The 25060-nt window shown below is 57.5% G+C and carries 23 protein-coding genes; 11 read left to right on the plus strand and 12 right to left on the minus strand.

The genetic code is table 11. The features are described from left to right. Nucleotides 1-34: 34 nt before the first annotated feature. The 6 genes from LA5095_RS33395 to LA5095_RS09120 all read left to right on the plus strand — a co-directional run bounded on the left by LA5095_RS33395 (nucleotide 35) and on the right by LA5095_RS09120 (nucleotide 5545). Nucleotides 35-160 carry a hypothetical protein gene (locus tag LA5095_RS33395; protein ID WP_268873264.1) on the plus strand — a complete coding sequence of 42 codons (126 nt, stop codon included), beginning with the start codon at nucleotides 35-37 and terminating at the stop codon, nucleotides 158-160. Nucleotides 161-331: 171 nt separating this feature from the next. Further along, entirely contained in the window at nucleotides 332-1198 is an 867-nt protein-coding gene (locus LA5095_RS09105) for a DMT family transporter (protein WP_055114048.1), read from the plus strand. 259 nt (nucleotides 1199-1457) lie between these two features. Beyond that, a complete protein-coding gene (locus LA5095_RS33195) occupies nucleotides 1458-1646 on the plus strand; it encodes an aldehyde dehydrogenase family protein (RefSeq protein WP_268873266.1) in 189 nt (62 codons plus the stop codon). After that, nucleotides 1643-2503: a crotonase/enoyl-CoA hydratase family protein gene (locus LA5095_RS09110; RefSeq protein ID WP_208992602.1), complete on the plus strand. Its 861-nt coding sequence runs from the start codon at nucleotides 1643-1645 to the stop codon at nucleotides 2501-2503. Before LA5095_RS33195 ends, LA5095_RS09110 begins: the two co-directional genes overlap by 4 nt. A 356-nt stretch (nucleotides 2504-2859) precedes the next feature. Next, entirely contained in the window at nucleotides 2860-4803 is a 1944-nt protein-coding gene (locus LA5095_RS09115) for a PAS-domain containing protein (RefSeq protein WP_208992603.1), read from the plus strand. A gap of 19 nt (nucleotides 4804-4822) precedes the next feature. Continuing rightward, the gene (locus LA5095_RS09120) at nucleotides 4823-5545 is read left to right on the plus strand and encodes a response regulator transcription factor (protein ID WP_055114349.1); all 723 of its coding nucleotides are present in this window, start codon (nucleotides 4823-4825) and stop codon (nucleotides 5543-5545) included. A 130-nt stretch (nucleotides 5546-5675) separates the two neighbouring features. On the opposite strand, the gene LA5095_RS09125 is transcribed toward LA5095_RS09120, so the two are convergent. The 4 genes from LA5095_RS09125 to LA5095_RS09140 all read right to left on the minus strand — a co-directional run bounded on the left by LA5095_RS09125 (nucleotide 5676) and on the right by LA5095_RS09140 (nucleotide 11108). Then, nucleotides 5676-6074, minus strand: a complete 399-nt coding sequence (locus LA5095_RS09125; RefSeq protein ID WP_199485825.1) for a GFA family protein — start codon at nucleotides 6072-6074, stop codon at nucleotides 5676-5678. Nucleotides 6075-6206: 132 nt separating this feature from the next. Then, nucleotides 6207-8873 carry a TRAP transporter large permease gene (locus tag LA5095_RS09130; RefSeq protein ID WP_055114053.1) on the minus strand — a complete coding sequence of 889 codons (2667 nt, stop codon included), beginning with the start codon at nucleotides 8871-8873 and terminating at the stop codon, nucleotides 6207-6209. A gap of 21 nt (nucleotides 8874-8894) precedes the next feature. Continuing rightward, nucleotides 8895-9932 (minus strand): TRAP transporter small permease subunit, encoded by a 1038-nt coding sequence (locus tag LA5095_RS09135; protein ID WP_055114056.1) that lies wholly within the window; start codon nucleotides 9930-9932, stop codon nucleotides 8895-8897. A gap of 75 nt (nucleotides 9933-10007) precedes the next feature. Continuing rightward, on the minus strand, nucleotides 10008-11108 hold the full coding sequence (locus LA5095_RS09140; protein WP_029066620.1) for a TRAP transporter substrate-binding protein: 1101 nt from the start codon (nucleotides 11106-11108) through the stop codon (nucleotides 10008-10010). Nucleotides 11109-11295: 187 nt separating this feature from the next. On the opposite strand from LA5095_RS09140, the gene LA5095_RS09145 reads away from it, so the two are divergent. Genes LA5095_RS09145 through LA5095_RS09155 form a run of 3 tightly spaced genes read left to right on the plus strand, consistent with a single transcriptional unit; the run spans nucleotide 11296 to nucleotide 14142 of the window. Beyond that, nucleotides 11296-12657 carry a cache domain-containing protein gene (locus LA5095_RS09145; protein ID WP_055114352.1) on the plus strand — a complete coding sequence of 454 codons (1362 nt, stop codon included), beginning with the start codon at nucleotides 11296-11298 and terminating at the stop codon, nucleotides 12655-12657. 10 nt (nucleotides 12658-12667) lie between these two features. Beyond that, complete coding sequence (locus tag LA5095_RS09150) at nucleotides 12668-13330, plus strand: response regulator (protein ID WP_186009622.1); 663 nt, start codon at nucleotides 12668-12670, stop codon at nucleotides 13328-13330. A 53-nt stretch (nucleotides 13331-13383) separates the two neighbouring features. After that, nucleotides 13384-14142, plus strand: a complete 759-nt coding sequence (locus LA5095_RS09155; protein WP_055114060.1) for a gamma-glutamyl-gamma-aminobutyrate hydrolase family protein — start codon at nucleotides 13384-13386, stop codon at nucleotides 14140-14142. Nucleotides 14143-14241: 99 nt separating this feature from the next. Here the strand turns inward: LA5095_RS09155 and LA5095_RS09160 are convergent, their stop codons facing one another. Continuing rightward, nucleotides 14242-16095, minus strand: a complete 1854-nt coding sequence (locus LA5095_RS09160) for a HoxN/HupN/NixA family nickel/cobalt transporter (protein ID WP_235808828.1) — start codon at nucleotides 16093-16095, stop codon at nucleotides 14242-14244. Nucleotides 16096-16418: 323 nt separating this feature from the next. Between LA5095_RS09160 and LA5095_RS09165 the strand changes: the two genes are divergently transcribed. Continuing rightward, complete coding sequence (locus tag LA5095_RS09165) at nucleotides 16419-17498, plus strand: Glu/Leu/Phe/Val dehydrogenase dimerization domain-containing protein (protein WP_055114064.1); 1080 nt, start codon at nucleotides 16419-16421, stop codon at nucleotides 17496-17498. 226 nt (nucleotides 17499-17724) lie between these two features. Here LA5095_RS09165 and LA5095_RS09170 read toward each other — a convergent pair whose 3' ends face one another. From LA5095_RS09170 to LA5095_RS09200, 7 genes are all read right to left on the minus strand, one after another. Continuing rightward, nucleotides 17725-18222 (minus strand): RES family NAD+ phosphorylase, encoded by a 498-nt coding sequence (locus LA5095_RS09170; protein ID WP_055114066.1) that lies wholly within the window; start codon nucleotides 18220-18222, stop codon nucleotides 17725-17727. Further along, nucleotides 18219-18725 carry an Xre family toxin-antitoxin system antitoxin gene (locus LA5095_RS09175; RefSeq protein WP_055114353.1) on the minus strand — a complete coding sequence of 169 codons (507 nt, stop codon included), beginning with the start codon at nucleotides 18723-18725 and terminating at the stop codon, nucleotides 18219-18221. The genes LA5095_RS09170 and LA5095_RS09175 overlap by 4 nt, the downstream gene beginning before the upstream one ends. 459 nt (nucleotides 18726-19184) lie before the next feature. After that, complete coding sequence (locus LA5095_RS09180) at nucleotides 19185-19724, minus strand: TetR/AcrR family transcriptional regulator (RefSeq protein WP_055114355.1); 540 nt, start codon at nucleotides 19722-19724, stop codon at nucleotides 19185-19187. A gap of 219 nt (nucleotides 19725-19943) precedes the next feature. Next, the gene (locus LA5095_RS09185; RefSeq protein ID WP_055114068.1) at nucleotides 19944-20834 is read right to left on the minus strand and encodes a LysR family transcriptional regulator; all 891 of its coding nucleotides are present in this window, start codon (nucleotides 20832-20834) and stop codon (nucleotides 19944-19946) included. A 104-nt stretch (nucleotides 20835-20938) separates the two neighbouring features. Then, nucleotides 20939-21439, minus strand: a complete 501-nt coding sequence (locus LA5095_RS09190) for a DUF2937 family protein (protein ID WP_055114358.1) — start codon at nucleotides 21437-21439, stop codon at nucleotides 20939-20941. A gap of 33 nt (nucleotides 21440-21472) precedes the next feature. After that, nucleotides 21473-22450 (minus strand): WD40 repeat domain-containing protein, encoded by a 978-nt coding sequence (locus tag LA5095_RS09195; protein WP_055114070.1) that lies wholly within the window; start codon nucleotides 22448-22450, stop codon nucleotides 21473-21475. Between the two features lie 13 nt (nucleotides 22451-22463). Next, nucleotides 22464-23516, minus strand: coding sequence for a CobW family GTP-binding protein (locus LA5095_RS09200; protein ID WP_055114360.1), 1053 nt, complete (start codon nucleotides 23514-23516; stop codon nucleotides 22464-22466). A gap of 235 nt (nucleotides 23517-23751) precedes the next feature. On the opposite strand from LA5095_RS09200, the gene LA5095_RS09205 reads away from it, so the two are divergent. Next, complete coding sequence (locus LA5095_RS09205) at nucleotides 23752-24921, plus strand: pyridoxal phosphate-dependent aminotransferase (protein ID WP_055114073.1); 1170 nt, start codon at nucleotides 23752-23754, stop codon at nucleotides 24919-24921. The last annotated feature ends 139 nt before the right edge of the window (nucleotides 24922-25060 follow it).

Raw genomic sequence — 25060 nt, forward strand, 5'->3', positions numbered from 1 at the left:
GGTTGCCTTTCTTGATCGCGATGGAGACAGCCTCGTGAGCCTGCGCGAATTCGTGGATCACAAGCTGCAGAAATTCGTCTTCGTTGACAAATGCAAGCCGGATCGCGGCAAGTACCCCCTTTTTGCGGTTGGAAAACAGGCGGCCCGTATCAGATCTTGAGCGGAACTCTTGCCAATACAGAAAAGATTGAATGACCCGACATCGGCGCCGCACCGCCGGAACGGACGAACCGATCCGTATACCCGCCATGCAGATCATCAGCTGGCAACCGGCCCCAAAATTCATTTAACTGCCGCTTTTGAGGAACCGCCTGAGGCCGGACCCGGAGCTATGCAGAGCAACAAAGTGGGCACGCGGATTTTGCCGGATCACCGTGGCATTGCGTTTATGGCGCTTGCCATGCTGCTTATTCCGCTGGTGGACGGCACTGCCAAATACCTGAGTGAGACCTATTCGCCGTTTTTCATAAGCTGGGCGCGCTATGCCGTTGCCAGCTGTCTTGTCTTGCCGCTGGCAATCTGGCTCTACGGATGGCGCATGTTCCCGCGCGAGCACCTGGGTGCGCATTTCATGCGCACGCTATTTCTCGTTGCCGCTATGACGTCCTACTTCCTCGCCATTTCGGAAATCCCGCTGGCACTGGCACTTAGCGCTTATTTCGTCGGACCGATCATCGCCGTTATCCTGTCTGTACTCCTTTTCCGGGAACGCCTGACACTCAGAAAGACCGCAAGCCTCGCCCTTGGAATAGCCGGAGCGCTGATCATCCTGCAACCGGCCGGTGGCATGGAACGCGGCATACTGCTTGCTTTCGCCGCTGGGTTCCTGTTCGCGCTCTACCTGATCGCCACCCGCCGCGCGTCACAGCACAGCGACCCTGTCCGGACGCTCGTCTTTCAATGCATTGTCGGCACGGTGCTGCTCAGTCCACAGGCTGTCGCCACCGCTGCCTTGCCGACCTCCGGCACGCTTCTGTTCTTCCTGGCACTCGGCTTCTTTTCAAGCTTCTGCCACCTGCTGACTATCTTCGCCTTCCGCTGGTCCGATGCTTCAACACTGGCCCCGCTTGTCTATGTCGAACTCGTCGGCACCACCCTCGTCGGGTACCTCGCATTTGCCGAATTACCGAGCCCGGCAACAATCGCCGGCGCGGCGCTGATCGTGGCAGGAGGACTGGTTCTGGTCGTAAGGCGGTAAAGGACCACCGGGCGAACGGCGGCTTGCATCTCTTGATGCTCGGTTCCCGGCCCGTCCAAATCCGCAGCTTCCGTTGGAAGACATTCTGACAACGTAAAAGCCCTCAAATTGAATGAGGCCCCGGCAACCGTGGCTGGTCACGCTATGCTCTCAGGCAACAGATCAAGAAACCGGTCAAGAGCGGAACACATAAACAGACGACGCCTGTTGCTGGTGGATCAGGCGGGCGGCCGGATTTAAGCGTGCAAACTACATTCAGATCAGCGACAAGCCTCGCGTTTGCAGGGTTGCCCGGCACTTTGGTCAAGGAATGGCCGAAATGAACGGTAAGTTCGGCGGAGCTGGATCACTCTTCGGCGGCTTGAAACAATCCGGCAATGGCTGCGACGGTGGCATCTCGGAGTTGGAAGAATACCTGGAGGTGAAAGCCGTAAGAGATTGGGGGTGAAATTGGCCAAAGTTCTATTCGAAAAAGACGGTCGCATCGGGCGGATCACGCTGAACCGGCCAGAGGTCATGAATGCCATCGACGACGACTTGCCACGCGAGTTGGCCGCTGCAGTGGCGCGGGCCGATTCAGACCCGAGCGTGCACGTGATGGTTCTGTCTGGTGCGGGCAAGGCGTTTTGCTCAGGCTACGATCTGGCACATTATGCAGAAGGCAACGGCCCCAACAAAGCGGTGCAGAACATGCCCTGGGACCCGATGCAGGATTTCCAGTTCATGTGGTCCAACACGCAAAGCTTCATGTCGCTCTTCCGGGCGATGAAACCCGTAATCTGCAAAGTGCATGGCTTTGCCGTGGCGGGCGGCTCGGATATTGCGCTTTGTGCGGACCTCACCATCATGGGAGACACCGCGCTGATCGGCTATATGCCGACCCGTGTCTGGGGGTGCCCCACGACCGCCATGTGGGTGCATCGTCTGGGACCGGAAAAGGCCAAGCGGATGATGTTTACCGGAGACAGGATCACAGGCGTCGAGGCTGCGGAGATGGGACTGGTGCTGAAATCGGTGCCCGACGATCAACTGGACGACCAGGTCGAGGCGTTGGCCGCACGCGTCGCAACGGTGCCGATCAATCAATTGGCCATGCAGAAGATGGTGATAAATTCAGCCGTGGAAGAGAAAATCAACCAGACACAACGCCTCGCGACCGTCTTCGACGGCATCACACGTCATTCGCCGGAAGGTCTGAACTTCAAGGCCCGAGTTGAAGAAGTTGGCTGGAAACAGGCGGTAAAGGAACGGGACGACGGTACGTTCAACTGGACGACAAACAGTCCATTTGACGAAAATGGTTGATGCGGTTTGGCCGTGTGAACCAGTATCAGAGACAACCACCGTGACGTGATGGAAACCAAAGGCACGGGAGCAAGGATCAGAAAAATGGTCTGTCTCCATTGCGGTTGCACACGGTATTTGGTGTGACCAACGTTTCCAACCGCACCTGGGTCGCTCGCAAGCCTTGCGACAACGACCCGGTTTTGAAATCTGGCGACGCATCGGCAATTTGACGGACTTAAGTGCGCAAAGCCGCTTCAGGCTCAGTAGGTCCCCTTTGCAGAGTTCAATGCCCCTTCTCCCTTCGGACTATGCATCACCGGTTCAGTCTGCCCGCATTTTGATCTAATCTCGCGGTCATGGAGGAGTCACGGCAATTGAAGGCGCAGCTTGATCTGATGCAGGCAGCGCTGGACCATATCAATCAGGGTTTTACCGTGTTCGACAGCGACCTCAGGCTGGTCGCGTGGAACCGGGGCCTGTCGGACATGCTCGACATGCCGCCGGAAATCATCCGGCGCGGCTCCCATCTGGAAGCCTTCATACGGGTGAACGCCGAACGTGGCGAATACGGCCCCGGCGACATTGAAGGCAAGATTGGCCGGCGGATCGAGCGCGCCAAACTGTTCGAACCACATTATTTCGAGCGGGTCCGGCCCAACGGCCAGATTATCGCCGTGTCAGGCACACCGCTTCCGCAAGGCGGATTTGTCACCATCTATTCCGACGTCACCGAGGAGCGCCGCCGCCAGGAAAAGCTGGAGCGCACGGTGGAAGAACGTACCCGTGCCCTGCAGCAATCCGAAGACTGGCTGCGCCTGGTCACCGACAATATTCCAGCGCTGATTGCCTATGTGTCACCCGGCCCGATTTTCCGCTTTGCCAACAGGCGCTATGCCGACTGGTTCGGTCAGTCGGTTGCCTCCATTGCCGGACGGGCGGCAGCAGATGTGGTCGGCGCCGATCTCTTTGCCGAACTGGAGCCGCATATCGACCATGCCTTCAAGGGCAATGCTGTCAGCTATGAATACGAGCGCAAACGACCCGATGGAACGAAAGCCTACATGCGCTCCACGCTGATCCCTGACATGACGGCCGACGGCCGCACGCTCGGCATATTTGTTCTGTCGCTGGACGCAACGGACCAGAAGCAGGCCGAAGCGACCCTGGTACAGTCCCAACGGATGGACGCCGTCGGCAAACTGACCGGCGGCCTTGCCCACGATTTCAACAATCTGCTGGCGATCCTGATGGGTAATCTCCTGAGTGTCAGCCGGCTCGAACCCCCGCTCGACAAGGCGGAGCTGGACAAAAAGCTGACGCCGATGCTGGAGGCGACAAAACGCGGATCAGACCTGATCCAGCGTCTTCTGGCCTTCAGCCGCGGCAAGGCGATCGACCCGCAAACGGTGCCGCTTGCGCAACTTGTATCCAATGCCCACAGCCTCCTGGAAGGGTCTCTGCCGTCGGCCATTGTTCTGGAGGCCGAGATGCCGGACCGCAGCATCGGCGCGCGGATCGACCCGACACAAATGGAAACCGCCCTGATCAATCTCGCCTTCAACGCGCGCGATGCCATGCCGGAGGGCGGGATCTTGAAATTTGTCCTAAGCGAAATCAATCTGGAAAAAAGGACAGCGGATGACCTTGGTGTTCCTGTTGGCCGGTATGCACAGATCACCGTTGCCGATACCGGTGCCGGCATGGATGAGGAAACCCGGCTCAAGATCTTCGAACCATTTTTCACGACAAAAACCTTTGGCACCGGTAGCGGCCTCGGGCTGTCCATGGTCTACGGATTCATTCATCAGTCCGGAGGAGCCATTACGGTCGACAGCAAGTTGGGCATAGGAACCTGCCTTACGCTCTACCTCCCATACCACCGGATCGCACTGGCCCGGACGCGTGAAGCGGTAACAGCCGGCGAAAACGACCTGCAACGTGGCAAGGGTGAACTCTTGCTGCTTGTCGAGGACGATCCCGATGTGGCCAACGCCGTGACCGACCAACTGCAAAATCTTGGTTATGCCGTGCTGAGGGCCGAAAGTGCAGAAGACGCCAGAAGTCTCGCGCTCGAATTGCCGGAGCTCAAGGGCGTTCTCAGCGACATCATCATGCCGGGCCAGACAAACGGACTGGCCCTGGCACGGGAAATCCGCCGGGAGCGGCAGGATCTCGGCATTGCACTCATGTCCGGCTATGCCGACTGGTCCGGTCTCTCCGGTCAGGACCGGGAATGTGAATTTCCGGTCTTGGCGAAACCCTTTGCAGATGATCAACTGGCCGACACGCTCCAGAAAATTCTCTCCCGCGCCATTTGAACGACACGTGAGGATTGCCTTGCAGACACGCCCCGCACAGCCAGCGAAACTGACCGTCTTTATCGTTGATGACGAGCCTGAAATCGGTCAGTTGTTGCAGGATGCCATGTCGCAGTTCGACATGACCGGCGAAGTATTTTCGACTGCGGCTTCCATGCTGGCCGCGCTTGGAAGTCGAACACCCGACGCATGCATCGTCGACCTCGGCCTTCCGGACATGGAGGGCATGGCCCTGATCAATGAAATCCGCAGGAAGTCCTCCGTTCCGATCATCGTTTTGTCGGCACGCGGTCATTCAACGGACCGGGTCATGGGGCTTGAGCTGGGTGCGGATGACTATGTGGTCAAACCTTTCGATCCGCGTGAAGTTGTTGCCCGGATACGCTCGATCCTGCGCCGTTCGCTAGATCAGGTTCCCTCGCAGAACATGATCGAAACAGCCCGGTTCGAAGGTTGGATCTACCGGCCTGCATCCCACAGTCTTGCCTCCCCAGAAGGGGAGGAGACCTTTCTGTCCACGGGTGAAGCGACGTTGCTTGAAGCACTCCTCAGAGCTCCGAAGCGGGTGCTGACGCGGGATTATCTACTGGAACACGGTGGCCGCGACGAAAGCCTGGACCGCTCAATTGACGTCCGGATTTCGCGCATCCGCAAGAAGCTCAACCGCAAGGACGGGCCCGCCCATATCCGCACGATCTACGGGTCAGGCTATATGCTGACCTGCGACGTGAAATGGAGTTGAGACTTCGACCCGGTACGCTTTCCAGTTTCTGAACTTGCCCCGGACTTGATCATCCGGAACAACGTCAGATCTTGGGACCCGAACAGGCTGGCACGATCGCACATCCGATCTTGTTCAACGGTTGGTCCAGTCAACCGTTTCGGAACTTCTTGTCGAACTCTTCACCGGTCATCTTCCTCGTCTCATCTGCAAACGCGTAGCAATCGGGTTTTTGGTCGATGAAGAATTCGGCCTTGAACGGCAACCCCGACGGGTCGTCAAACAGACCGATCGGAATGCCGTGAAGGTCGCTGTCGATCGGGTGAAAGAAGATACTTGAGCCACAGACCGAGCAAAACCCGCGTTCAAATCCCTCCGATGATGCATAACGCTGAACCGGCCCCTCGAATTTGGCGTTCGTGCATGGCACGGCCATGAACGGTCCGCCTACCCACTTCCGGCACATCGAGCAATGGCAGGCCTGCAGGCGCGGCAATGCTTCGGCGGTGAACGTTACCTGTCCGCACAGACAGTTTCCGGTCCGGTTCATCTTCATCCCCCTGTCAGTTCACCCGCTTGTCGAATGAGTCACAAGTGATCAGCGTATTGCGAGTGGATGCCGGAATCAAAAAAGGCGGGAGGATCACTCCTCCCGCCTTCAGTCTAGGCAATCTGTTCCGCTTTAGAAGCTCAGCGAAATATCCCTGTGATCGGACAGGCACGCAGCAACGTCGAGCGCCATGTCGTTCGGCAGCCTGCTTTGCTGACGGAGACCGACATTGTTGACGATCGCAGCGTCATACTCTTCAAGAACCGGCAGCAGTTGATCCGCAGCCTTCTGGCGCCAGGCGAGATCGGTCTGCAGCGCTGCGATCGAATTGTCGATTTCGACAATCGCTTCTTCCGCATTCGGTTGACGGCTGCGCATGATCTTCCGTGCCTCCGTCAGGCCCTTGCGGATATCGCTCGTCCCTTCAGCTTCGCCGACCGTTGACCGCATTGCGGCAATTGCCTCGACGGCTGCTTCCGGTTCGAGCTGTGCAACCTGTTCTTTCAGCGCTTCAAGTTGAGGTCCGAATTCTGCAACCTTCGGGGCATCAGTCAGGATTGCCTTCAGTTCTAGAACCGGTTCATAGGCCTGGTCCGTAGTCCTTCGGTAGGTCTGGCGCGCAGTGGTTTCCGTCTTCTGTATCTTTGCGAACGTGCCGTAGACCTCATCCCAGTTTTCGGGAATGTTGGCCAGGATCGCATCGTGTTCCACTTTCAGACCTTCGATACGGGCCTGCGCACGTGCGCCTTGTTCCGCAGTATAGACGGCCCCCTCGCCGGAGCGGTCCACGATCACCTGAAGTTCCTCGATCCGCTGATCGATCCGGCGGGCATCCCGTTCCAGTGCACGCACGTCCACGTGAACCGGCTTGAAGTCCCCTGCAGCTGCCGCGACCTGATTTTCAGCCTCGCGGATCGCTTGCATCATCGGAAGCGCTTCGCGTGCCTTTTCAAATCCTTCGGCAAGATCATCCTGCAGGTCCTCGGGAAGATAGCTGATATCGATGCCTGCGGCCTTGTCGATAGCTGCCAGAATGCTGCTGCCGTTTTGCTGGAAGTCTTCGTAGACGAGCGTTTCCATGCAATATTGCAGTCGCGGGTTCTTCGGTGGCGGCGCGGTTTCGGACAGAAGCGTCGACCGGTTTGGCAGATAGTTCACCAGCTGCGGATAGAAACCGACGATGCCGAGCGCCACCAACTGCAGGGCGATGAAGGCAATAACCCCCTTGTACATGTCAATGGTTTTGACCACCGCCGGCGCAACACCGCGAAGATAAAACAACGCAAAGCCGAATGGAGGCGTCAGGAATGACGTCTGTATGTTGAGGCCGATCATTACGCCGAGCCAGACGGCAGTCACGTTTGCGGACGGGTCGGACAGCAGGATCGGCGCCACGATCGGTACCACGACCACGGCAATCTCGATGAAGTCGAGAAAGAAGCCGAGGATGAAGATCACCAGCATGACGATCAGGAACTGCGCCCAGAAGCCACCCGGCAAACCTTGCAGGAAGTCCTTGACCAATTCCTCGCCACCGAAGGCGCGGAACGCGGATGTCAGCATTGCTGCGCCGAGAAGAATGATGAAAACAAGCGACGTCGTCTTGGCTGTCTCGATCATCACCCCACGCAGGGTGTCTTCCAGCTTCAACGTCCGCCAGCCGGACCAGAAAATCGCGATGAGAAGCAGAGAAACCGCAATGAGTGCAAGAACAAGACCCAGAACATCCTGGCTTGTTTCGATCAGCTTGATATTCACCGCGCCGATGAAACTGATGACCATGGCGAGGCCGAGCAGAGCAACGATCGACAGGATCGCGGGTGAATAGGCGCCGCGTTCTCCTTCGCGCAGACGGTAACCGGCCATGATCATGGCACCAACTGCCCCGATCGCACCGGCCTGGTTGACCGTCGCGATACCGGCAATGATCGACCCCAGGACGAGGAAGATCAGCGCCAGCGGCGGGACGAGGGTGATGACCACCTTGACCGCGAACTTGCGGGTAAAGGTACCCTCTTGATGCACCGCTGGGGCGGCTTTCGGGTTCATCAGCGCAAAGCCGAGAATGAACAGCATGTAGAGGCCGACCAGGACAAGACCCGGAAGGAATGCACCGAGAAACATTTCGCCGGCACTTGTCGACACGACGGAAAAGTCCGACGGCATGGAAAGTTCGCCGGTGCTGGCCTTGTAGAGCGTCGTCCGAAGTGAGCCAGCCTGATCAACTGCACTGGCCAGCTGGTCGGCGAGAATGATGAGGACGATGGAAGGCGGAATGATCTGTCCCAGCGTTCCCGATGCCGCGATGGTTCCGGTTGCCAGGGGAACGGAATAATTGTTGCGCAACATGGCCGGCAGGGAGATGAGCCCCATCGCCACGACGGTGGCGCCAACAATACCGGTCGTTGCGGCGAGCAGCGCTCCGACGAACACCACGGAAATGCCGAGACCGCCTGGTACCGGACCGAACAGTCTGGCCATCGTGACCAGGAGATCCTCAGCGATCTTGGAACGCTGCAACATGATCCCCATGAAGACGAACAGCGGAATGGCAATCAGCGTGTCGCGTTCGGCCTCCCAGTAAATTCCCCGGAAATTGGTGACGCCTGCGCTGAGCCATTGCCCCGGCCCACCGTGGGCAAAGAAAGCGTCCATGTCTCCGGAAAATAGATATCCTGAACCGGCCGCGATGCCGATGGTCAGGATAGCTGACCCCGGCAGCGCAAAGGCGACCGGAAATCCTGACCCGAGCGCGAACGCCATCAGGAGAACAAGTAGAAGAAGGAAAAAGAGTTCCATTTCAGAAGATCTCGCCGGGCGTTAATTGACTGGATGGTTTTCGTGGTCCCGGCCGCCGGGTTCACCGCGAATATCTGCAATCGCGTCCAGGAAATAGGCCACGAACTGGATCATCATGGTAACCGCGAACACACCCAGGAAACCGGCCATGAGGTATTTCACGTATAGGCCGAAACCGGCCTGCGTCACTTCATACGACAGGATCGGGCTGTTGATGATGTTCTGCTTGCCCCCCATGCCGATAATCAGAATAACGGCACAAAGGCTCATGCCGAGGATCACGGAACCGACCGCGTTCACGTAACCCTTCGTTTTGGTGGCCATGCCTGCGTAGAAGACATCGACACGCACGTGCCCTTCTTCGCGCAACGTGTAGGCACTGGCGAACAGGAACAGCGCCGCGTACCAGAAGCGCACGAGGTCGGCCAGGAACGCCTGTTCGTAGGAAAAGACGAAGCGCCCGATCACAATCAGCAGTTCGGCAACGACAACAAGAAGGGCCAGCCATGGAAAGCCCAACACACCCCGGGTGACTGCTGCAAGGACCACCGAAAGACCGATCAGCGGCATGTGCACGTAGGCGCCGCGGAACCTGGACCTGCCGAGATCGTCTGCGAGTTCCTGACCGACAAGGCTGGGCAGCAATTCCTCAATACGCATGAAGGAGATTGCACTGTCCACAAGGCCGACGATCAGGACCGAAAAGAAGGCTGCCCGAATGAGAAAGGTATTCAGATTGTTGATGCGCTCGCTGTCTTGGCGCAGCGTGTTTTGATTTCGCATCACATAGGCAATCGCCCACAACACGAAAGCGGCGTAAATCGCCAGCTGGAGCCAGGACCAGAGTATCGGAAGGGATCCGTTTGCCGGCCCACCGAAAATCGGATTGATACCTGGCAGGTTCTGCCAATATGTCAGGTAGTTGTTAAGCAGAAACGCTGCCATGACCGCCAGAATGATCCAGCCAAAGAGGCGGAAGATGCGGGCACCGTCGGGATTGATCGTATCACCGGGTTTCATGGCAGGCGAGCCGTCTTGAACCGTGTCCAAGGCCGTCATCGTGGCTATGCCTTTTTAGTCTTGTAAATGAAAGAGGGACAGGATTGCTCCCGTCCCTTTGTCACCAAGCTCCGCTTAGGAAGGAATTCCCAGAACGCGGTTACGCTTGTTGGAATATGCGACATCCGATATCGCCATCCAGCTGCCGATCTCCTGGCGAGCATTGACGAAGCTTTCGAAGATCTTCTTGGCAAGCGGGGAATGATCCATCGCTTCTTCCAGAACTTCTGCAGCCGCTTCACCAAAGGCGTCGTAGATCTCGTCGTTGAACTCACGAAGCTCAACACCATGCTCGTTGATCAGACGGTTGAGATAGACACCGTTATTGGCGTTTGTTTCCGCCATTGTGTTGGCGTTTTCTTCCGCACAAGCCGCAGTGATGATCGCCTGATCGACCTTGTCGAGGCTGTCCCACCAGGTCTTGTTGGTGCCAAGCGCGAGCATTGCGCCCGGCTCATGCATACCCGGGAAGTAGTAGTACTTGGCTGCTTCATAGAACTTCATGAAGTAGTCGTTGAACGGTCCGACCCACTCGGTCGCGTCGATAGCGCCGGAGACAAGGTTCTCATAGATCTGGCCGCCCGGCAGGGATACCGGAGACGCACCGAGTTTCGCCATGACGTCACCGCCCTGACCCGGAATACGCATCTTCAGACCCTTGAGGTCGTCGGCAGTTTCGATTTCCTTGTTGAACCAGCCGCCCATCTGAACGCCGGTGTTACCCATGGCCATGTTCTTCAGGCCGAATTCACCTGCCAGCTCGTCCCAGAGTTCCTGGCCGCCGCCATACTTGATCCAGGCGTCCATTTCGGTAACGGTCAGACCGAACGGAACAGCGGTAAAGGCGGCCCAACCCGGGTGCTTGCCTTTCCAGTAGTAGTCGGCTGCAATGTATGCCTGTGCGTTGCCGGAAGCGACTTCGTCGAAGGAGTCGAATGCGCCAACGCGCTCGCCGGCTGCAAAATACTGAACGTTGATGCGGCCTTCTGTCAGCTCGGCAATACGGGCTGCAAGGCGCTGTGCAGGAATACCCAGACCCGGGAAGTCACGCGGCCATGTGGACACGATGACCATGTCCTTGGTGCCCTGTGCGATTGCCGGTGCAGCAAGTGCGGAGCCAGCTGCAATCCCGCCGGCACCAAGACCAGCCTTTTTGATAAACGAACGACGATCCATTAGTTTCCTCCCAATCGGACCAATAATCGGACCGGAATACACACTTGCACCGATCTCGCCGTATGTCTAGTTGACGGAAAGGCGGGAATGCTATTCGTGGTTCTGCGCATATTCTCAGTAGTACTACCGAGATTTCCGCAATAGTTCGTCGGCTTCCGGACACATGCACGTCAAGAGGGCAATTTTCGTGACCTTTAAAACCAAATTGCTATTCATCACCATCCTGCCTCTGGTCGCTGTGTCCTTCCTGATAGGCGGGGCGACCTATTACCAGTCCCGCAAGCTCATCAATGCCGAAACACAGTCAGTGGAGCAGCGTATCCTTGCAGCCAAGCGGCAGGAAATCAGAAACTATGTCAGTCTGGCACTGACTTCTATTGAGCAGATCTACGCGGAAGAGCCCGGTGGACGCGAAGCGGCACAGGAAGAAGTCAGGGAAATACTTGAGAACCTGACATTCGACTATGACGGCTATTTCTTCGTCTATACGCTCGACGGCACCAACGTCGTGCATCCCAAGCTCCCTCACCTGGTCGGCGGCAACTGGTGGGACCTTCAGGACGACAACGGCGATTACGTGATCCGGAACCTGATTGCCGCGGCGAAATCCGGCGGTGGCTTTCATCAATACGTCTGGCACAAACCCTCGACAGGATCCATTGAGGAAAAACTGGGCTACGCCATCCTGTTGAACAAGTGGGACTGGATGCTCGGCACCGGGCTTTACACGGACGACATTGCGCGAGAGGTTGCCGCGATCCGGTCGGATTTTGCGCACAGCATCCGGCAGACCCTGCTCGTGACCTTCCTGATCACGCTTGTCGGCATCATTATTGCCGGTGGCCTGATTGCCGGTGTGCGCTTTTCCGAACAACGCTTCGCCGACAGCAAGCTGAAGGAACTTACCAACCGGATTTTCCAGGTCCAGGAACAGGAGCGCAAACGGGTTTCCACCGAGCTTCACGACAGTATTTCGCAGCTTCTGGTCTCTGTTCGCTACGGTGTCGAGATGATCCACAGCGAGGCGACACGCGATCCCGATCTTCAGGTCCAGGCTGCAAAATGCCTGAAGACGCTGGACGGTACCATTGCCGAAGTGCGCAGGATCTCCAGGGACCTGAGACCCAGCGTGCTGGATGACATGGGGCTTGCCGCGGCGCTCGGCAGCCTGGGCAAGGAGATTCAGAGCCAGTCCGGCATAACGGTGAATGTGGATGCGGAGCAGTGTCACAGCCGGCTGTCCGACGGTGCCAAGACGGCGCTTTACCGGGTGGTGCAGGAATGCATGACCAATGTCGCCCGGCATTCCCAGGCAAACAAGGTCAATATCAATCTGAAAGTCGGCATGCAGAGCCTCACGCTGAGCGTGGAGGACAATGGCGTTGGCCTGCCCCGTCCCTTGCCCAAGGCAGGAGGACTGGGTTTCCGGAACATGCGCGAGCGGATCGAGACTTACGGCGGCAAGCTTATCCTCAGCCGGCGGTCTTCCGGCGGCACAAGGATCAAGGTCCAGATGCCGCTCGACAACGCAGCAGCGGAGGCGGCGTAGCGGTATGACCATGACTTCTCCACACTCTGAAACCTCCCGAGGACCCATCCGGGTCCTGCTTGCGGACGACCACGAACTGGTCCGTGACGGCATAAGGGCACGTCTGCAAAAAGTTTCGGAACTTGAGGTGGTCGGCGAGGCGACCAACGGGCGCGAGGCGGTTCGGATGACGCGCAACCTCAAGCCGGACGTGCTTCTGATGGACGTTTCCATGCCCATCATGAATGGTCTGGAAGCCGCCATGGAAATTCGCAAGACCCAGCCCGACGTTGCCGTGCTCATCCTGTCGGTCTACGACAACCCGGAATATGTCCGCGGCGTCGTCCAGGCCGGAGCCCGCGGTTACATCCTCAAGGACATTTCGGCGCAGGAGATGATTACCGCAATTACCAGTGTTGCGTCAGGCGGTTATTTTTTCTCATCTGCCATCGGGCCAACCCTGGTCGGCGCAAGCGCATCTGCGCCGGTCGAGGACCCGTACGGCTTGACCGAGCGGGAGCGCCAGGTCCTGACCGCCATCGCGAAGGGCCAGCCGAACAAGGAAGTTGCAGCGGCACTCGGCATCAGTGTGCGAACGGTCGAATCCCATCGCCTCAACCTGAGGGAAAAAGTCGGCAGCAGGAATGCCGCACAGCTCTACAGGGTTGCACAGGAACTGGGATTGCTGGACTAGACAGATTTCCGCTACATCTGCATCACAACATCACCCTGATAACAGGACCGACAATGACAAAGCCGCTCGTGCTGGTGACTGCCGACGTAAAATCCATAGACGGGTTCAACTGGCACGCCGTGAATTCCACCTATCTGCAGGCCATTTTGAAAGGCTCGGACGCCATACCTATGATCCTGCCCGCTCTTGGGGCTGAACTCGATCTCGACGCGGCACTCGATCAGGTCGACGGTGTGGTGGCCACCGGTTCGCGGTCGAATGTGAACCCCCAGCTCTACGGCCAGGCGCCGACCGAAGAAAACGGGCCCTACGACCCAGACCGTGACGCAACGACCTTGCCTCTTCTGAAACGCGCGATCGAGCGCGGCGTTCCCGTCTTTGCCATTTGCCGCGGAATGCAGGAACTCAATGTGGCGCTTGGCGGCACCCTCCTGACCGAGATCCAGACCCTGAGCGGACGCAAGGATCACCGGGCACCGGCCTCAGAAAGGCAGGACGAGCGGTTCCGCATCGCACACCCGGTGGAAGTCGCCTCCGGCGGATGCCTGGAAGCGGTCATCGGTGCGGAACCCTTTGAAGTCAATTCCCTGCACCGCCAGGCTGTCGGAGACCTCGGCAACGGTTTGATCATCGAAGCCCAGGCGGCAGACGGCACCGTCGAGGCAATGTCGGTTCAGGACAGCCCGGGCTACGTGCTGGCGACCCAGTGGCATCCCGAATACTGGGTCATGACCGATGGCCCATCGAAAAAACTTTTCGCAGCTTTCGGCAACGCGGTGCGTGCCTACCGGCAAAAGCGCCTCGGTCATTAATCTGTTTGTTTGGACGCCCCGGCCCTCGGCCGGGACCTCAGGTCAACAACTGGCGGGTCCCGGAGCAAGTCCGGGACAGCTCGCAGTTTCTGTTTGGTCCTAGCCCCAGCCCAGCGTCGCGATCAAAAGGGTAATACCAAGCAGAAAGACGATGGCTGCACCCAGGATTTCGATCGTCCGGTGGATCCGGATCGACATCGGACTGCCTTCGCCGAACAGCCTGACCGCCAGGTCTTTCGCACCAACGGCCAGTCCGGCAAGCAGCGAAACGGTAATCCCGGTTCCGACGGCCATTGCCAGCGTGGAAGCAATCCCTGCCGCAATCATGCCCTGAGACAGTGCGAAAACGAGAACCACCAGCGCGCCCGTGCACGGTCGCAATCCCACCGCGAGAATGATCGATGCTGCGCGGGCCAGCGTGATGTCACCCTGGATCATGTCCGGTGTCGGCGCATGTGCGTGACCGCATGTCGAGCAAACACCATCCGCGCCGAATTCATGATGATGATCATGATGGTGATGGCCGTGGTGATGGTGGTCATGATCGTGCGAATGGCCTTGTGCCTCTGCCCCGGCCAACGCCAGGCGATTACCGGCAAGTCGGTCCGCGGCACCCACGAGCAACGGCCGGACGGCCTTTTGCCAGAGCAACCAGCCCCCCAGCGCTGAGATCAGCACGTAGGATCCGATTTCGAACCACCGAGCCGTATCCTGGATCGCGATGCTGGTGAGATTGAAGACGACGGCCAACCCGCCAACCAGAACAATCGCCGTGACAGCTTGTGCGAAAGCTGACGCAAAGGACAATATTATTCCCTTTTTCAGGGTCTCGTTGTTGGCAACGACATAAGACGTGATGATCGCCTTCCCGTGCCCGGGCCCCGCGGCATGGAATACGCCATAGGCAAACGACAGCCCGATCAACAGCCAACCGGCATTGGGGTTGCTGCGAAAGGCCCTCAAGCTGGCCACCAGCTTCTGGTAGAATTCTTTCTGCTTGACCGCGATCGTGCCGAACACCTGGTCGAGTATTCCGGTCTCTATTGCCGGAGTTTCCGTGCCGTCTATGACGGCAACCTGCGTCGAACTCACAACATCCGCCGCGCGGGTCGCATTCGGAGTGGAGAGTTCGGATCCTGAAGTTGAACCTTGTTCCGCAGTTGCCACCGCACCGGCGGCTTCGTTCGTTCCCTCGGAGATCCCGGAGTTTCCGGATACGACAGGAACGGCGCCTGCATTCGCGCAGTTGATGATCATCTGGTTGACCTGTGATGCCGCGGCAGACTGTAACTCGGGCGGCAGGTCCCTTTGATCCGCTCCGATTTGTGAAAGGGCATATGCCGTCGCATCGTCGAGCGGTGGAGGTTCCTTGCGTGTGACCTGACAGGTGCCCGGGGCATTGATCGTGCCGACCGCGTCGGCTTCCTGGCCAAATCTGAAGTCGACGTAATAGGTGGGATCATAAACATCGATCGTGATGGGAGCCGCAGCGTCGGTGGCTTCCTTGAGCGGCAATACGAAGTGCAGTTCCAGCAGATCGACCTCTTCAAGCGCAGTCCCGCCATTCTGATCGACGTCTTCCTGGATTGCCTTGAAATCCTCGGGCTTCATCACCCAATAGTCTTCGATCGGGATCCTTGCCACTTCAAGCCAGTAGTCGTTGGGTTCGGAGAAATCGAGCTCTACGCGCGTGTTGTCACCAAAGGTGAAAAAACCGAAATCGGCCATGCTCTCGATATTGACCTTGGCAAGCTCGGCAAGTTCTTCCCGCGAGTAGACGCCATCCTGATTTGTATCGAATCCCTGGATCGCAAAAGCAGTGAAGGCATCGTCAAAGCGGAAGACATGCTTTATTGCGACGGCCTGCCCCTGATCATCGAACATCAGCTTTGACCGCGCTTCAACAAAGACATGCGGATGCGCCAGCACAGAACCGACGGCCAGCAACAACATCACCAGTGCGGCCACGAGACGGCTAAAAACCGGAAAAACAGCCTCTTGCATGGAGGTGGGATAACTATGCACCGGAATCACCTGCTTCAACGGATGTAATAAATTTACATGGCACGGTGCGCCTTCTCTGACCAGAGAAGACGGCAGCATGATGGCTGGATGTTGTATCGCGACGCAAAACAGCATCGGGATGTTTTAAACAGAATGCTCGACATCTTGGAACATACATTCTCATTTGACAGCAAATTGAGGGAGAAAAGAGACATTATTCCTCCAATAGCAACTAAATTATTTATAACAACCATAACCTGACAGAGCCAGATATGAACGCCTTGCACACTTCTGTTCACCACAGCGCCGTTTTCGACCACCCGGAGATGGGTGACCACGAGAACATTGTATTTGCGAAGGACAAGGACAGCGGGCTGAGCGCGATAATCGCCGTTCATGACACGACATTGGGACCCGCGCTTGGCGGGTGCCGGGTCTGGCCTTATGAAAATCCGGCCGATGCCCTCACCGACGCACTGCGTCTGTCCCGCGGCATGACCTACAAGAATGCATTGGCCGGGCTCGACCTCGGCGGCGGCAAGGCTGTCATCATGGCGTGCCCGCGCAAGGAAAAGTCGGCTGAAATGATGGAAGCCTTCGGCCGCCACGTCGAGCGCCTTTCCGGCACCTATATCACCGCTGAAGATGTCGGCGTTTCACCGGAAGACATGGAAGCAGTCGCGCTGCATACCGACCACGTACGCGGAACCAGCGCTACCGGCCTCGGCGACCCGTCGCCTTACACGGCACTGGGCGTTTTCGAAGGGATCAAGGCCTCGGCGCATCATGTTTTCGGCAACAGGGATCTCGACGGCAAAACGGTTTCCGTTCAGGGTCTGGGCCATGTCGGTTATGATGTCGCACGCCAGCTGCACGCAGCCGGCGCCAAACTGATTGTGTCGGACATTCATGCACCAGCCGTTGCCAGGGCAGTCGAAGAATTCGGCGCAAACGCGGTGGATCCGTCCGAAGCTCATCGGGCAGCTGCAGATATTTTTGTTCCATGCGCCCTGGGCGCGGGACTGAATGCTCGCACGATCCCGCAGATCCAGGCACGGATCGTCGCAGGAGCCGCCAACAACCAGCTGCAGACGCCGGCAGACGGCAACGCCTTGAAAGAACGCGGTATTCTCTATGCCCCGGACTATGCGATCAATGCCGGTGGCGTCATATCGATCGCGCTGGCCGAACCCGGCGGAAACGATGAACACGTTCGCGAAAAGACCCGGGCTATTGGCGAAACACTGGCCCTCATATTCGAGCGCGCCAAAAGGGAAGAGACAACCCCTGAAAAGATAGCCGACAAGATAGCCGAAGAGAAACTGGCAAGCGCGAACCCGCGTCGGAATTGACAAGGCAGCGCTGGCCTGGGCCTGGCTCGCAAATTGAATTTGGTATCAGACGGTGTTTCCCGCCATCTTCGACCATTGTGGGAAACCTGGCCTCAACAGGCGTTTGAAGCCTTCATTGGCTGGCCGGGGACCATTCGAACTGTCGGCAAGTTCATTCTTGACGGCAATAGATCATGCAGCGAACGGCAGAGAACGGGGTGGCGCTTTCGTGCCGTCGACCGCACGTTCATGAATGCAGTCGCGGGTCGAGTGCGAAACGTTCCTGTTGCACATCATCGTAGTGGCCATCGACACGATCCGCGTCGAAAATCAGGTTCCAGCTGTGCCGTGAAACCGTTGAAGGAACCAGCGAAAACAAATGATCCCTCAAGAGCTGGTCACCATAGGCTTTCTGGCCCGGACCATGGTTTCCCGGTACCAGCCAATTGGGATTGGGAACATCTTCCGGATAAACCACATGCACGGTGGTCAGGTCGGGCACGCGCCCCGACGTCAGAACATGAGGCGCAGTATCAAGTGCCTTGAACCCCTTGTGGACCGCAACCTCCATGATCGCGGTCGAAGGATCCACCGAGGTGTAGACCGCCCGGATTCCCCTGGAGTTCCAGCGGCCACCAACACGATAGGAGCCCTCACCGGTATTCCAGTTTCCCGAATGCCGTTGTTGATCGAGCCTCCAGAATCGAAGTTCCCCCGATTCCAGAGGCGCAGGAAGTGGCGTCACGTATAAACCCCGAACTCCAGGCGCGTCAGGTAGTTTTCGACAGCCTCGGCGCCTGCGGCCGACGCAAGAAGATCAATCGGTTTTCTGTTGTTGAGCCCGATTGCGGGCTCCAGGATCCAGGCTTCGGCCGCCTCCTGGCTTCCCATGATGTCAGTCGCCTGACCGATGATCTCGGCAAAACGCCAGGCCCGGCTGCTCTGCTCGGTCGACAAAACCTTCTGCCGCGCATCGGTCTTCCGGCGCTGCAGCGTTCGGATACTGATGCCGATTGCCTTGTTGAGCACGTCACCTGTCGACAGCACACGAACGCCCTCCACGAGGTAGAGCAGAGATTTCGCAGGTATGCCCTTGACGATCACATCATGGGCATCAAGAGAATCGCGGACGGTCCGCTTCATGATTTTGCGGCCACCCAACAAACGGTATGCCCGGATGGCTTCGTTCTCCTGCGCGGCTGTACCGGCAAGGACGAACGGCTCCAGTGTCTCGGTTATCGCCGTCATGAAAGCAGTCCTTTCGTCACATGTCGCCTTAAATGTGTCACGTGACGCTTCAAATTTCAAGGGCCGAGGCTCTTTGCGATCTTGAAAGGGCGCGGGGATGGGCCGAATAGCAGAAACCCACGACACAGCCTTGCAAGAGGCTTCGGTCATCAAAAAAGGCTGGCACATCGGTCGAACATCCATCTTGCAAACTTCAACCGAAATTTTTGCAGTTGGCGGATCGGCACATATTGACGGTGTTCAAGGCACGGCCTTGATGAAGTTACCTGATGCCTGTCCGCGGATCAGGGTCCGTTTCAGTCGTTCACCGAGCCTGAAGGCCAAAAGGCCGACAACACCGCAGTGTCAAATCCGCAGTGTCAACAACGAGAAACAGGTCAGGTATTCGCCGGCACCACGGATTGCAACCGTCACCACACACCGTTCAGGTCGGTGGATCGGACTGGACGCCATGATACTTCAGGAAAACTGCTTTTCGGACGCTTCCCTGAACATCAGGCGCGCTTGCCGCTTGGCGTCTTCAACCGCTTTTTCACCCATCTCCGCGTAACAGGCCGTGACCCCTTCATGGAGCAGGTAAAGAGTTGACGCAAATTGGTCATGGCCACTCAGGATGCCCATGAATTCCAGAAGCTCGCCTTTGTGACGGTTGACCGTGTCCTTTATGTCGGTACTGTCGGGGTTCGCCGCTAGAGCCTGCCGGAAGAAGCATTCTTTTCCCTGGGTCACACGCATCCAGCCACCCAGCTTGTCAAACAATTGTACCGCGGCTTCAAGTCCCGGCTCCGACACCCCTTCCCGAACATATTTAAGGTATCTCTGGTGCCTGTATTCGAGCGCACCGAGGATCATGGCTTCACGGGAGGGAAAGTGGCGGTAGAGTGTCCGCATGCTCACGCCCACGCCGGCGCGCAGATCCGGGACGCTGGGATCAGCGAAACCCCGGCTCCAGAAAACCTGCTCCAATCCTGCAGCTATTTGTTTTTGAGCGTCGTTCATCATCACACACTTGCACGTATACATTATATTTTAAAAACAAACTATCATGAACACTTGATAGCATTTCCCGAAGCGGCAAAGGCTAGCAATGTGAACAGTAGCACGTTGGCAATAGACAGGAATTGTGCTGTCGTATGCAACACGAGTCAAATCCTTGAACTCACTTGCAGAATACGTCGCTGAGTTGGGTCGCTCAAACGCCCTCCTCAATGATGGATTCTAGCATCCGGGATTTTTGGAAGACCACTCGACAAGGAAATCCACGAATGCGCGAACCTTTGCGCTCAGGTGCCGACGGTGCGGATAAACCGCATAGATGCCCGGCGTAGGTTCTTCGTAGGACTCAAGGATTATCTTCAGATCACCTTTTTCGATGTCTTCGTAGATAAAAAACAGCGGTGCTCGCAGGAAGCCCAGGTGACAGAGAGCTGCTTCACGCGCCGCTGACCCGCTGTTTACTTCCACGGGACCCTTGACCGCAACCGATTGCCGTTCCCCATCGACCTCGAAAGCCCAATTCTGCTTGAAGCGGTAGTTGGTGTCGATAATGCAGGGACGAGATGCCAGATCGGACGGAACATTCGGAGTGCCGTACTTCTCGATCGCCTGGGGACTTGCGCAAACCACGGTGCGAATGGGAGCGACCTTGCGCGCGATCAGGCTGGAATCTTCCAGCTGCGTAACACGCACTGCTATGTCGAAACCCTCTTCGACCAGGTCAACAAAACGGTCTTCCAGCCTGAGATCGAGATAGATTTCGGGGTAACGGACAACGAATTCCATCATGGCCCGGTCCAGCATCTCCATGGATCGCGGCGCCGACACCCGCAGACGGCCCCGGACTTCCTGGTGAGACGATTGAACGGAAGCCTGCAGATCGTCTATCCTCTGAAGGATCTCGGCTGCTTCCTTGTAATAGGCCTCGCCAACCTCCGTCAGCGAGACCTGTCGGGTGGTACGGTTCAACAAACGCACACCGAGCTCGTCCTCAAGCTCGCCGACATATTTTGAAACCAGCGCCTTCGAACGGCCCATTTCACGCGCCGCAGCGGAAAATCCGCTGGAATCGACGACCTGAATGAAACAGCGCATTCGCGTGATAGCGTCCATCCGGTTTCCTTCCCGCTCCGGCCCTGGCTACGGCCTCATTACCTGATTTGGAGTCCATAGGTCAAAGAGCTCGAAAAACGTCGACAGCACTGCGGTTGACAAACTCAGCCGCGCGCCGGTTTTCGGCGTCGGCCGAGACGTATCAACCCGATGAAAAAGCTCACGACTAGGTAACCGGCCAGGGCGCCGATACCGGCACTGAAAAGGCCCGCAAAAGTGACTGGAACCGCGGGTTCGTAGTCCTCTGCCGTCGCTTGCGCAAGCTGGCGGTCAAAGCCTTGCGCAAAAACGACAAGCCGCTCGAACGGCCCCGCTGTTTCCAGCCGTTCCTGCTGTTGCCTCAGACGCGAAAGGCGCACGTCGGCGGTTTGCATGCTGTCACCGCGGGCTCTGATGAACGGGTCGTCGGAGGCTTTCTGCCGCGCTATTGCCTCGGGAACGGACAAGCCGTACGCCGCCGCATCACGCCTGAAATCGGCAAGAATTTGTTCAAGCGCGTCGATCGTACCGCCAAGCCGCTGACGGTACTGCTGGGAAAATTCCGGCAATTGAGACGTTGCCGTTCCCCCCACCAGCATGAAGACCATCACTATGATCCTGACCATGGACACCTCCAAGCCGATCCTGCCCGCCTGTCGTCAGTCCTGCAAACTGACGATACCCGCTTCTCCGGCCTCGGTTCCGAAGGCAAGCCTGACACCTTCCCTGTCCCAATCCATGGTCGAGACAGGCCCTTTGCCGGGGCGGCGAAGCAGCACTTCCGCGTTGTCCTCGAAACGGCACATCAAGATGGTGCCGTCCTGATAACCGACTGCAACAACATCTTCCTTCGGATGACACGCAACGGAGGAAACCAGCACATCCGAGCGCGTGCCGAGTTGCAGCGGAGATTGGCCCATCGGACCCGTTTTCCCGTGATAAGGCCACAGAATCGCAGCGTTCGCGCCTGATGTCGCCAGATAGCGGCCTTTGAAGGACCAGCTGAATGACTTCACCTTGGCAGGATATCCGGACATGCGCATGTCCTGCCGGTCCGCAAGCCTCCAGCCATGGAGCGCGTTTTCCTGCATGGCAGTGACGAGGTACTTGCCGTCCGGCGAAAAACTGATCCCGAGATGGGCACCTTTCCAGGTGAACTCGACAGGCGCCCCGTCCGTACCGGCCCACCAGAGCGATGCTCCGTCGTAGCGGGAGACAGCAAGGCGTGTCCCTTTCGGCGCGAAAGCAAGTCCTCCAACAGCGCGATCGTGCTGAAATTCCTTTTCACGCCCATCTTCAAGGTGCACCCACGCGACCCGGCCACTTGCAAAGGCAACGGCTCCGGAAGGGCCGGCCGCAATCAGGTCGATCCATTTGCGCGGGCGTTCTGCCACCAGTTCACTGGAACCGTCGTCCGCGCAGCGGTAAATACAGCCGTCGTCACCGGACGTGATCAGGCCGGACCCGTCCACGAGCGGTTCGGCAGCCAGGAGGCCCAACTTGTGCACCCTTATCCTCGTTTCGCCATTGCCCGAGAGCAGAATGTCTCCCTCCCCGGAAGCAAAGTAGGCGCTACTCTTCAAAAATCCGGCACGGACGACGAATCCGTCTACATCCAGGGGAGCAACTGTCGGCACTCTATCGTCCTTGTTACGCTGCGCAGGCCTGGAAGCTCTGCTTGAGAACATCCCAGTTCAAGTCTCTGCCGATGAACACCAGGCGGCTCTGTCTCGGCTCCTCGGCCTTCCAGTCGCGCTGGTGGTCTCCCTCGACGATCATGTGAACACCCTGAATGACGTAGCGCTGCGGGTCATCCTTGAAGGCGAGAATTCCCTTCAGGCGCAAGATATTGGGGCCTTGAACCTGCGTTACCTGGTTGATCCACTGGAAGAACATTTCGGGATTCAGATCGCCCGCAGTCAGGGAAATGCTCTTGACCGAATGCGGGTTTTCCTCGTGGTGATGATGACCGTGATCATGATGATGATCCTGGTCATGATCGTGATCGCAGTCCGGGGCGCACTCATGCGCATGATGCCCGTGTTCCAGAAAGTGCGGATCAAGCGACAGGATCCGGTCGAGGTCGAAAGCTCCACGATCGAGAACCTTTGCAATCTCGATCCCGCAGCGTTCGCTGTGGTGCAGGACGGCATAGGGATTGATCGACCGGATGCGCGCCTCTACCTCGGACAACTCTTCCGGCGAGACGAGATCGGTCTTGTTGATCAGGATCACGTCGGCAAAAGCCACCTGGTCTTCAGCTTCTTCCGTGTCTTCCAGCCTTTGAAGAACGTGCCGCGAATCGACAACTGCGACCACCGCATCGAGCCTCGCAGATGCGCGTACATCGTCATCCATGAAGAACGTCTGGGCGACCGGAGCCGGATCTGCAACCCCGGTCGTTTCCACAATGATGGCGTCAAAGGCATTCTTCCGCTTCATCAGGTTCTGCACGGTGCGGATAAGATCGCCACGAACCGTGCAGCAGATGCAGCCGTTGTTCATCTCGAAGATTTCTTCATCGGATTCAACGAGCAGGTCGTTGTCGATACCGACTTCGCCGAATTCATTGACGATAACGGCATATCGTTGCCCGTGGTTCTCGGTAAGAATCCGGTTGAGCAACGTGGTTTTTCCCGCGCCGAGATATCCGGTCAGGACCGTGACTGGAATCTGTGCCTGGGCGTCTTGGGTCGCAGACATTGCGAAACTTTCTGGCTTTGCTGATAGGTTGATCGCCTGCCGGATAGCAGGCCGCTTGGCCGCGAATATAAGCACAACATCGACCGTTTGGGAGAGAGGCGGCAAATTTTCCTGTGCCGACAGGCTCAATAATTTGAACACCGGCGAACCGCTGCAATGACAACCGGACTTTCCAGTTCACGAATCCGGGCGCTACGATGCAACGAATTCATCACTCAGTAAGAGAGAAAAGCCGATGTTGAAAACGATCAGCGGATTCGACCGGATCGGTGAAGAAAACGCCTTCGCCGTGCTGGCTCGTGCCACCGAACTTGCAGGACAGGGACGGGACATCATCAATCTCGGCATTGGCCAGCCGGACTTCAGGACACCGGATCATATTGTCGAAGCCGCGGTCAAGGCACTCAGGGACGGACATCATGGCTACACCCCCGCGACGGGCATAGCCCCACTGCGGGAAGCCGTTTCCGCCGACCTTTTGAAACGCCATGATGTCGAGACCGATCCCGGAAATGTCCTGATCGTGCCTGGCGGCAAGGTTACCATGTTCATGGCAATCCTGATGTTCGGTGAGCCTGGTACTGAAATCCTGTATCCGGATCCGGGTTTCCCGATCTACCGGTCGATGATCGAATTCACGGGCGCCAGGCCTGTCCCCGTTCCGATCCGGGAGGAAAACGATTTCGCGTTTTCGGCCTCAGAAACTCTGTCGCTTATCAACGACAAGACCAGACTTCTAATTCTGAACTCTCCTGCGAACCCCACCGGTGGCGTCACGCCGCGTTCAGAGATAGAGGCGCTAGTTCATGGCCTCGATAGCCATCCTGATGTTGCTGTCATGTCCGACGAGATCTACTCCCAGATGACCTATGACGGCATGGAACATGTTTCGCTGCTGCAGTTTGAATCACTCAGGGACCGATTGATCCTGCTTGACGGGTGGTCGAAGACCTACGCGATGACGGGTTGGCGCATGGGGTTCGCATTATGGCCCGAATGCCTGATCGACAAGGCGCGAAAACTTGCCGTCAATGCATGGTCCTGCGTCAATGCCCCGGCGCAGTTTGCGGGCCTGGCCGCGCTCACCGGCCCTCAGACGGAAGTCGGGCATATGGTAAGCGAATTCGATTCTCGCCGAAAAACGATCGTCGAGGGCCTGAATGCGCTCCCGGGAATTAGCTGCAGAACGCCTCTGGGTGCTTTTTACGCCTTTCCCAATATCAAGGACACCGGCTGGCAGGCGAAGGCTCTTGCCTCGGCATTGCTGGAAGAAACAGGTGTCGCAACGATTGGCGGCCCCGACTTCGGAATACTGGGCGAAGGATACATCCGCCTTTCTTACGCGAATTCCACAAAAAACATCAAAAAGGCACTTGAGCGGATAAACAGTTTCCTGATGAATTAGGAGTTGTGCCCGGAAATACTGAAACTCCTGACTCGAAACTGTGAGCCAGAATGCTCTCCGTTGTTATCGCATTGTCAATCTTACCCTGCGTGACCGTTTTTTAATCATTCCATGTCTTCATTAACTATGCGGTTGGGTC

It is taken from the genome of Roseibium album (assembly GCF_001404515.1).
Taxonomy (GTDB): domain Bacteria; phylum Pseudomonadota; class Alphaproteobacteria; order Rhizobiales; family Stappiaceae; genus Roseibium; species Roseibium album.

What these genes read in the sequence shown, in the direction of transcription:
- LA5095_RS09105 (WP_055114048.1), top strand. Translation starts at nt 332, where the DNA reads ATGCAGAGCAACAAAGTGGGCACGCGGATTTTGCCGGATCACCGTGGC.
- LA5095_RS09125 (WP_199485825.1), bottom strand. Translation starts at nt 6,074, where the DNA reads ATGAACCGGACCGGAAACTGTCTGTGCGGACAGGTAACGTTCACCGCC.
- LA5095_RS09130 (WP_055114053.1), bottom strand. Translation starts at nt 8,873, where the DNA reads ATGGAACTCTTTTTCCTTCTTCTACTTGTTCTCCTGATGGCGTTCGCG.
- LA5095_RS09135 (WP_055114056.1), bottom strand. Translation starts at nt 9,932, where the DNA reads ATGACGGCCTTGGACACGGTTCAAGACGGCTCGCCTGCCATGAAACCC.
- LA5095_RS09140 (WP_029066620.1), bottom strand. Translation starts at nt 11,108, where the DNA reads ATGGATCGTCGTTCGTTTATCAAAAAGGCTGGTCTTGGTGCCGGCGGG.
- LA5095_RS09150 (WP_186009622.1), top strand. Translation starts at nt 12,668, where the DNA reads ATGACTTCTCCACACTCTGAAACCTCCCGAGGACCCATCCGGGTCCTG.
- LA5095_RS09155 (WP_055114060.1), top strand. Translation starts at nt 13,384, where the DNA reads ATGACAAAGCCGCTCGTGCTGGTGACTGCCGACGTAAAATCCATAGAC.
- LA5095_RS09160 (WP_235808828.1), bottom strand. Translation starts at nt 16,095, where the DNA reads ATGTTGTTGCTGGCCGTCGGTTCTGTGCTGGCGCATCCGCATGTCTTT.
- LA5095_RS09165 (WP_055114064.1), top strand. Translation starts at nt 16,419, where the DNA reads ATGAACGCCTTGCACACTTCTGTTCACCACAGCGCCGTTTTCGACCAC.
- LA5095_RS09175 (WP_055114353.1), bottom strand. Translation starts at nt 18,725, where the DNA reads ATGACGGCGATAACCGAGACACTGGAGCCGTTCGTCCTTGCCGGTACA.
- LA5095_RS09180 (WP_055114355.1), bottom strand. Translation starts at nt 19,724, where the DNA reads ATGAACGACGCTCAAAAACAAATAGCTGCAGGATTGGAGCAGGTTTTC.
- LA5095_RS09185 (WP_055114068.1), bottom strand. Translation starts at nt 20,834, where the DNA reads ATGGACGCTATCACGCGAATGCGCTGTTTCATTCAGGTCGTCGATTCC.
- LA5095_RS09190 (WP_055114358.1), bottom strand. Translation starts at nt 21,439, where the DNA reads ATGGTCAGGATCATAGTGATGGTCTTCATGCTGGTGGGGGGAACGGCA.
- LA5095_RS09200 (WP_055114360.1), bottom strand. Translation starts at nt 23,516, where the DNA reads ATGTCTGCGACCCAAGACGCCCAGGCACAGATTCCAGTCACGGTCCTG.
- LA5095_RS09205 (WP_055114073.1), top strand. Translation starts at nt 23,752, where the DNA reads ATGTTGAAAACGATCAGCGGATTCGACCGGATCGGTGAAGAAAACGCC.